This window comes from uncultured Bacteroides sp. (assembly GCF_947632445.1).
GTDB lineage: Bacteria > Bacteroidota > Bacteroidia > Bacteroidales > Bacteroidaceae > Bacteroides.
The window spans coordinates 21,393-27,447 of the sequence record NZ_CANRPM010000040.1; the positions used below are offsets into that span (position 1 = coordinate 21,393).

General features: G+C 50.9%; 6 protein-coding genes. 1 reads left to right on the forward strand and 5 read right to left on the reverse strand.

The genetic code is table 11. The features are described from left to right. Positions 1-2 precede the first annotated feature (2 nt). From Q0Z70_RS08980 to Q0Z70_RS09000, 5 genes are all read right to left on the reverse strand, one after another. Entirely contained in the window at positions 3-1,106 is a 1,104-nt protein-coding gene (locus tag Q0Z70_RS08980; RefSeq protein WP_298073762.1) for an alpha/beta hydrolase, read from the reverse strand. A 79-nt stretch (positions 1,107-1,185) separates the two neighbouring features. Beyond that, a complete protein-coding gene (locus tag Q0Z70_RS08985; protein ID WP_298073764.1) occupies positions 1,186-2,544 on the reverse strand; it encodes a carboxypeptidase-like regulatory domain-containing protein in 1,359 nt (452 codons plus the stop codon). Between the two features lie 3 nt (positions 2,545-2,547). Further along, a complete protein-coding gene (locus Q0Z70_RS08990; protein WP_298073766.1) occupies positions 2,548-3,549 on the reverse strand; it encodes an aldo/keto reductase in 1,002 nt (333 codons plus the stop codon). Positions 3,550-3,581: 32 nt separating this feature from the next. Next, entirely contained in the window at positions 3,582-4,496 is a 915-nt protein-coding gene (locus Q0Z70_RS08995) for an EFR1 family ferrodoxin (protein ID WP_298073768.1), read from the reverse strand. Between the two features lie 15 nt (positions 4,497-4,511). Then, a complete protein-coding gene (locus tag Q0Z70_RS09000; protein ID WP_298073771.1) occupies positions 4,512-5,450 on the reverse strand; it encodes an aldo/keto reductase in 939 nt (312 codons plus the stop codon). Between the two features lie 286 nt (positions 5,451-5,736). Here Q0Z70_RS09000 and Q0Z70_RS09005 point away from each other — a divergent pair, with 286 nt between their 5' ends. Continuing rightward, a complete protein-coding gene (locus Q0Z70_RS09005) occupies positions 5,737-5,859 on the forward strand; it encodes a hypothetical protein (RefSeq protein WP_298073773.1) in 123 nt (40 codons plus the stop codon). The last annotated feature ends 196 nt before the right edge of the window (positions 5,860-6,055 follow it).

Genomic DNA, 6,055 nt, shown 5'->3' on the forward strand with positions numbered 1-6,055 from the left:
TTTTATAAGTTAGTTCCGAAAAATTCCGTCAGCTTATTCACTGCCTGATTCACATACTCAGGCACGTAGTAGGTCTTGATATGCGTCGCACCGGGAATCAGGAACAGTTCCTTTTGCTGCGTGCCGGTCGCCTTGCTGTAACACAGCTCCGTCATGTAGAACGTGTCGGCGATACTGCCGGCCATCATCAATAAAGGCTGGTTGATGAGATACATTCCTTCGCTGGCATCGAATGCCATCAAGTCAACGAGACTGCTCTTGGTGTAGCGGAATGTCGAGTTGGGGTGCGCATGGCTTTGCAAGTAATAGCCATAGCCGTCGCGGTAGAGGGCGAACGGCAGCGCGGCAGCCTGTTCGGGAGTCACGCCGCTCATATCGCCGACGTATTCGATTTCGCCGCCCTCAGCCTCTTTCTGACGGGCGGCACAGGCATCGGCCAGACGCTCCTGCACGCTGCTCGTCTGCGAATCGAGGAATCCGTTGCGGCGCACCAATCCCGTGTTGAACATACTCAACGTAGCGACCGCCTTGAAACGCTTGTCGGTCTGTGCTGCCGCCAGAGTGTAGCCGCCACCGCCGCAGATGCCGAGAATTCCCATGCGTTCGGAATCGACTCCCGGATATTGTAGCAGAATATCGGCGGCACGATGAATATCTTCGATGCGGTAGGCGGGTTTGTCCGTATTGCGCGGCTCGCCCTCGCTGGCACCCTGATAGGCGGCATCGAAAGCAAGGCAGATATAACCTTTTTCCGCCATGCGCTGGCTGTAAAGTCCCGCCATCTGCTCCTTCACACCTCCATTAGGATGCGCCACAACGAGGGCCGGGTAACTTTTCTCAGGGTCGTAGCCCGCAGGTATATAGACGTTGGCGGCGATTTTCAGACTGTTCAAATCATAGGTAATGGGGTGGATGTTCACAGCCCCTTTTTTATTCTCCGCAAGGGCATCGGCATAAACCAATCCCCACGGATTACTGTTGTGGCTCTTGAAATTCGACCTATCGGCCACGGCGAATGCTTTGTTCTCTTTCATTGTCTCCTGTGCGTTTAATGTATTGCATACGGTCAGTGCCGCCGACAATACGATGGTAATTATTTTTTTCATTACTATCTATTTGCATATATTCATGGAACTCTCTTTACATCATTGTTTCGTGATAGATGAAACGTATACCGCAATCCCATTAAGGAAGCGCGGCCTTTTTCAATTTGCCGACCGCATGTTCCAACGATTCGGTCGGCAGGATGATATTGTACCCTTTCCAATAATCCGCATCGCCGTATTCATCGACCATATCGCTGAAAATCTGGTCGGAACGGAATGCCTCCCTGCGGTCGATCGTCTCGGTCGGAGCCTCCTCGCGATCGACGGCTACCATCTCGGTATGGGTCGTGTACACCGAAGAGAAAAGCCGTTTGCGCCAATCGCATTTCGCCCGCAGAACATACTGAATATAGTTCAGGCAGCTCCGATTGCCTTGCTGTCTGTATCCGACGACAAAAGCAATCTTCTGTGGATTGAAGCGCAGACTTGCCGGTTTCTTTTTCAGGACGGAACGGATGGCCAGCTCCTTTTCGGTCAAATCCATTTCGAACTCCGCGCGCACGAAAGCCAACCGTTCCCGGTCGATGTAAAGCCGGCCCCTAAAAAGCGGATAGTGCGGTTTTCTCTGCGGACGAAAGGCGATGACGTACTGCATCCGGCCGTCGGTTTCGGTCATGCCTTCCATTTCGAATCGATAATCATCCAAATAGTCAGGGTCGAGCAGCGCATCCGGGTTCTTGACTATATCCATGAACAAAGCCAGATTCGGGCCGCCTGCCATCTTCACCGACAACGTGTCCCGACGGCGCTGACTCATCAACTGCCGGCCCTTGAGTACCTTCACTCGATCGCCGTGTATCGCACGACTCGCATAGGAGGTTTTGAAAAGTTCCATCATCGCCTCCGAAATGCCGATATAACGGCGGCCTTTCTGCACGGTCTCGCGATAAAACAGTGTCAGCTTATTTGCCTCCGTCGGATAGTTCTGTGCGACTTTGTCGATTGCTTCTGAGACGATCCGACGCGGGTCCGCGCCATAAACGACCACATCCGAAAGTACCGTTTCAGCCGGTTCCAACCAGACGGTCAACGCATTGCCGACCTCGGCCGGATAGAGATAGCCCGAAACATAACCGATGTGTGAAAACTTCACGCGCCGGAAATCAGCCGTCGGGAAATGCAGTTCGAACATGCCCTCGGCATTGCTCACCGTGCCGATATTCGTTCCTTCGAGTGTGATATTGACATGCGAAAGATAGCGGCGGCTCTGCCGGTCTTTCACCACGCCGTGAATGATTGTCTCGGTCTTGCTCTTCGGCATAAGAGCAGCGGACGAGGCGGCCGGTTGGGCTGTCGCGACTCCTCCCTCGAACAGACCGAACAAGGCGGCGAGCAGCCATACGAGTTTCAAATGGGTTTTCATGGGCGCATCCTCCTTTGACTTTCTGATAATCGTAGAAATGGAACTTATCATATAACTTATTACTTTCGGTTTCATAATTTACTGTTTTATGGGTGAACCTCCGAATACTTCGCTCATCCGTATGGCACGGAGTGCCGCGTCGATGTTTTCCACCTGTACTGCGGTCAAATGAATATCGGCGGCTCCGATGTTCTCTTTCAACCGGCACAGATGACGTGTTCCGGGAATCGGCACAATCCATGGCCGTTTGTTCATCATCCACGCCAACGCAATCTGCGATGGTGTGGCGTGATGTTCTTCTGCCAGCTGACCGATAAGGGCAAAGAGGGGACAGTTCTGTTCGAAACTCTCCCGTCGGAACTGGGGCATCGAAGCCCTGTAGTCTGTTGCCGGATCGAATGTCGTATCCGCCGTATAGCAGTCGGTTAGCAGTCCGTTGGCCAGCGGAGAGAAAGCTACGAAGCCGATTCCCAACTCTTCGAGCACAGGAAACAGTGTCTCATGCCGACGTGCCATCATCGAATAGCGGTTCTGCACGGCTGTAACGGGGCAGACCTTGTGGGCACGGCGCAGATATTCTTCACTCGCTTCCGAAATGCCCCAATGCGTGATTTTACCCTCCCGAATCAGTTCGGCCATTGTCGCTGCCACTTCTTCGGGTGCGACCTTCGGGTCGATGCGATGCTGGTAGTAAAGGTCGATGCGGTCGGTGCAAAGACGCCGGAGCGACCCCTCCACCGAACGGCGGATAGTCACAGGTCTCGAATCGGGAATCAAGGTATGCGGCCCCGCTGCATGGGGTGCATCGAAGGCCAGTCCGAATTTGGTGGCGATGACGATACGATCGCGGAACGCTCGTAGCGCCTTACCCAATAGTTCCTCGTTGTCGTGCGGGCGGTCGGTTGTACCATAGATTTCGGCCGTATCGAAAAAGGTGTAGCCCATCTCTACGGCATCGGCCAATAGCTCCGTCATTTTGTGCTTGTCGGCAGGTGCACCGTAGGCATGGCTCATGCCCATGCAGCCCAAGCCGATGGCAGACACCCGCAGACCGCTCAATCCCAATGTTCTGTAATACATTATTCAAAAAATCTTTGGAATCATGATTGAATCTACTGCTGATTGGCCCGGACGATTTCGTTGATTGAGATGTCTGGATGACGGTAGCGGGCTTCGGGATTGCGTTCGCCCGGCCGTCCCTCCATCGGTGACCGAAGGGTAAGCGCTTTTTGCGGACAGTTGTGAACGCAAGCCAGACAATATTCGCACGATCCTTCGGCGCGAATGCCATCTCCCGTAAGTTTGAAATTGCCACGCGGACATACTCGTGTGCAGAATCCGCAGCCGATACATTTCTCGTGATCGACTGCTATCAACCGTTCGGCAGTCATCGGGAAGTGGGCTGCGCGCAGTCGCTCAAGCCCCTCTTCGTTGAACCAACCCAGCTCGCCCTTTTCAATGTATTCCTTATGTGCGGCAAGTTCTTCGATAATCGTTGCAAGATTCTCGTCTGTGTGCTTGTCAATTTTTATCTGTTCATTCATATCGAATACAGGCAGATAGTTGTCCACCATCAGCAGCGACTTGATGTATTGCTGGTGTAATCCCTGTTCATTGGCGAACTTATCCCACCACTCACAGACATTGGCTGAAAAGTTTCCGTAGGTAATCACCGAGAAGATATAGGGAGCACGGAATGTTGCCTTGGAGACAAATTCCCTGACGATGAGTGGCGCCGAGGCAGCATAGTCCGGGAATACGAATCCTATTTCGTCTGCCTCATAATCCAACTCATCCTTCTTCAACTCCTGCGGAATACTACGCACATCATCGGATAGCATCTTGGCGACGAACAGCGAATTGCCGGTTGCCGTAAAGAAAAAGATGATGCGGCGTTTTGCCTTTTTATTTGCACACGAGGCGAGTGATGAAACACCCGACAATTCCAGCGACAGCAGCGTGGCGACAGCCCCCATACGCTTAAGGGCTTCACGGCGCGTAATACGTTCTTTTTTATTCTCTTTCATATCGGGAAACTAATATTATAATCCTATCATCCGCTCGACATCTGAAAACGACATGTTAAAGAAGCGTTGCTCCTTGTTCAGCCCGCGCATCTGTGCCATCTCTTCATCGGTCAGCTCGAAGTCGAAAATCTGGATATTCTCTTCGATATAATCGGGATTCGATGCGCCCGGGATAACCGAGAATCCCTCTTGGATATGCCAACGCAAAATCACCTGTGCGGGAGTTTTGCCATGTGCTTTGGCAATTTCCATGATTGTCGGGTCTTTCAGCAACGCCCCATTGCTCATCGCACCACCCAACGGGAACCAGCATTCCACCTGAATATCGTGCTTCTTTGCTTTTTCGCGCACGGCAATACGCTGTGCATAGGGATGACACTCTATCTGCAATACGGCAGGCTTGACGGTCGCCGCTTCCATAATGCGGTTGAACACCTCGTCGTTCGCATCGAAATTGCTGATGCCCAAGGCACGTACCTTGCCGGCCGCTACCGCTTTCTCCATATCTTTCCATGCGCCGACAAAATCACCTATCGGCTGATGTACGTAGAGCAGGTCGATGTAGTCCAACTGCATACGTTCCAGCATGGCGTCGATGTCCTGTGCCGTTTTTCCTTCACCGTATTCGTTCGGCCACAGTTTGGAAGTTATCCAAATCTCTTCGCGCGGAATACCGCTTTCTTTTACGGCACGTCCTACACCTGCTTCGTCATTGTAGGCATGGGCGGTGTCGATATGCCGATAGCCTGCTTTCAATGCCGTGAGGCATGACTGTTCGCATACTTCATCGGAGGGCTGGAGGAATGTCCCCAATCCGAATTGCGGCATCAGGATGCCATTGTTGAGTTGTACCATCGGTACATTGGCGACAGTCTTATAAATATCCTGCGCGAAAGAGGGGCTGCCGACAATCGAAGCCAGCACCACAAGTCCTGTTAGAATTTTCTTTTTCATATCCATATTTTTGTTTTGGGTTATATCGTCTTCGTTATGACAGAACAAAAGTAGAGAGAACTTTTCGGGTAGGCTTTACAAGAAATTCGGTTGAAACTGCACTTATTTCGGTTTTTGCAGTCATCCTATATCGAAGTGATTAAGGCACTGTATCAATTCCCGAAAAAATGGTAATTCGAACCGTATTTTTTGTGCTTTCGATATGAACAGCTCTGTCTAACTTTGCATCTGGAAAAATGAAATAATCGTTCAACAAGTTATTTCGATATGAAAAATAGACGAAACATTGGCACGCATCGTGGAGCTTACACCCGATGCCGCTCATCTGACCGGCGAGGGACTGATGAACGGACGAATCAACGAACAGAACATTTCATCATGGCTCAAAGAAATTGGAATAATCAAATAATATACATATTATTATGCACACATTCAAATACATTTTTGCAATGACCGTGGCGATAGCCATCTCATGCAGCAATACAGTACAAGCTCAAGCAAAAAACAATAATAACATGAAATCAGTAATCGTATATTTCACACATTCCGGCAATACCGAACTGGCAGCCAAGCAGGTTGCAGAAGTAACAGGATCCAAAATGATA